Raw genomic sequence first — 1,994 nt, 5'->3', positions numbered from 1 at the left:
ATACTGCTTCTTATATTGGCAGCTGCATCCGCACTTGGAATGGGCGGCGGGATATGGATGTTTTGTGAGGGAATTAAAACAATAAAACTACCATATGTCTCAGTATTTTCCGGAAAGGTGAAGATCATACTATCTGTTGTTATTTTTGCGGTATGTCTCCTGATATTTATTTTCTCAATGAGAGGATATGTTTCTATAAGGCTATGAAAATAAAGTTAAGGGAGATAATTAAAATAGACAATCTTAATACGGAGATCAGCTATGAACACTAAGCTTACAATAATCGTTGATAATACTTCGACAGGTTTGTTCAAAGGAGAATGGGGACTGTCCGTTCTTGTTGAGTATAATGATAAAAAGATACTTGTAGATGCAGGAGCTTCTGACTTATTTTTGAATAATATGCAGGGACTTGGAATCGAAGTAAAGGATATAGATTATGTCTGTACCGGGCATTGTACTGAGAAACATGCCTATGAGATATTGAAAGAAGAGCTTGGCGACAGACTTGAAAAGATGATGGTCGGACTGAAGAAGGAATTTTAATATGACGTTTTAATTCTGTATCTGAAGACAGGTATTATTGGCAGCAACGAGGAGTAATATGAGTTATTTAATAAGGCCATTTTACAGAAAGATAATAATCTAATCACAAAGAGGATAAAGAAAATGCTTGAAACAGAACGATTGATCCTTCGCCGCTGGAATGAAGGCGATGCAGAGGATTTATACAAATATGCCAGTGAACCGGATGTGGGTCCGATTGCCGGATGGCCTGCTCATAAGAGTATCGAAGAGAGCCTGGATGTAATAAAGAATGTGTTAAACGGGAAAGAGGCTTATGCTATATGTCTGAAAGAAGAAGGCAAGGCTATAGGCGCAATCGAACTGAAGCTGAACGGGCATACCGATATGACTGAAAGAGATGACGAATGCGAGATGGGTTACTGGCTTGGGAAACCGTTCTGGGGACGGGGGATCATGCCGGAAGCAGTGAAGGAAATGCTGCGACATGCTTTTGAAGACTTAGGTATGAAGAAAATCTGGATCGGATATTATGAAGGTAATATCAAGTCCAAGCGTGTTCAGGAGAAATGCGGCTTTAGGTATCAATGGCGATCTGAGAATGTGGATGTACCTCTGATGCACGAGAAGAGAACAGGCCATGTAAGCCTAATGACAAAGGAAGATTGGCTATCAAAACAATAGAATCCGAGCTTGTTAAGTAGTTTGTAATACAGTTTTATTGACGAAATGGACGTTTTATGAAAAAGGATACCATATTTGGATGGATCAGGATTATCGCAGGACTTTTTATCTTTGCATTCGGAGTCCATCTTACTATTTTTGCAAATATAGGACTTGCTCCATGGGATTGTCTGGGTATGGGGTTGTCGTAATCCACTTCGATCCCTGCAATCTGAGGCATAAAGATGTGATTGAAACCACAAAAACGTTGATGGGAAATTGAATTACAGGTTTTAGAGTCGATGGAAAATCGGGATTTATATGGGAGGAACTACAGATGGAACTGAAGAAAATAGATTATAAACTTACTGTTTGTAAAGTGACAGACGCATCGAGTATCAACACAGAGTCCGATTTCTATTTTATAGGTAAGACGGATGAAGAATTGTCACTTGTATGTAAAACGGAAGATACGCCACAAATCACGCTCGAACGTGATGATGGGTGGAGAGGCTTCCGTATTCAAGGAGTTCTCGATTTTTCATTGATTGGAATTCTTTCAAAACTGTCCGGTATACTTGCGGAGCATAAGATAGGAATCTTTGCAGTATCTACATACAACACAGATTATATTCTTGTGAAAGAAAACAATTATGAAAGAGCGCTGACTATATTAGCTTCTGAAGGATATACAGTGATATAAATTCAAAGTGAACAAAATCGCTGCGCGATGGCCTGCCAGGGCTGTGGCGCAGTTTTACTTTATTGACAAATAAAAAGCAGTGGAAGTTCTTTTCGTAATTCGG

5 protein-coding genes are annotated in these 1,994 nt (G+C 39.3%); all 5 read left to right on the top strand.

Annotation, left to right across the window (positions count from 1 at the left end):
* A partial coding sequence (locus tag BM294_RS16115; RefSeq protein ID WP_175494733.1) for a hypothetical protein occupies nt 1–207 on the top strand: 207 nt, incomplete at its 5' end.
* Between the two features lie 54 nt (nt 208–261).
* Complete coding sequence (locus BM294_RS15585; RefSeq protein WP_091209998.1) at nt 262–546, top strand: MBL fold metallo-hydrolase; 285 nt, start codon at nt 262–264, stop codon at nt 544–546.
* A gap of 123 nt (nt 547–669) precedes the next feature.
* Nucleotides 670–1,209 carry a GNAT family N-acetyltransferase gene (locus tag BM294_RS15580; RefSeq protein ID WP_031555692.1) on the top strand — a complete coding sequence of 180 codons (540 nt, stop codon included), beginning with the start codon at nt 670–672 and terminating at the stop codon, nt 1,207–1,209.
* Nucleotides 1,210–1,265: 56 nt separating this feature from the next.
* On the top strand, nt 1,266–1,400 hold the full coding sequence (locus BM294_RS16500; protein ID WP_255407214.1) for a DUF6198 family protein: 135 nt from the start codon (nt 1,266–1,268) through the stop codon (nt 1,398–1,400).
* 125 nt (nt 1,401–1,525) lie between these two features.
* Nucleotides 1,526–1,891 carry an ACT domain-containing protein gene (locus tag BM294_RS15575; protein ID WP_091209996.1) on the top strand — a complete coding sequence of 122 codons (366 nt, stop codon included), beginning with the start codon at nt 1,526–1,528 and terminating at the stop codon, nt 1,889–1,891.
* The last annotated feature ends 103 nt before the right edge of the window (nt 1,892–1,994 follow it).

This window comes from Oribacterium sp. WCC10, assembly GCF_900113415.1.
Taxonomy (GTDB): domain Bacteria; phylum Bacillota; class Clostridia; order Lachnospirales; family Lachnospiraceae; genus Oribacterium.
This window is presented reverse-complemented; position numbering and strand designations above follow the sequence as displayed.

What these genes read in the sequence shown, in the direction of transcription:
- BM294_RS16500 (WP_255407214.1), top strand. Translation starts at nt 1,266, where the DNA reads ATGAAAAAGGATACCATATTTGGATGGATCAGGATTATCGCAGGACTT.
- BM294_RS15585 (WP_091209998.1), top strand. Translation starts at nt 262, where the DNA reads ATGAACACTAAGCTTACAATAATCGTTGATAATACTTCGACAGGTTTG.
- BM294_RS15580 (WP_031555692.1), top strand. Translation starts at nt 670, where the DNA reads ATGCTTGAAACAGAACGATTGATCCTTCGCCGCTGGAATGAAGGCGAT.
- BM294_RS15575 (WP_091209996.1), top strand. Translation starts at nt 1,526, where the DNA reads ATGGAACTGAAGAAAATAGATTATAAACTTACTGTTTGTAAAGTGACA.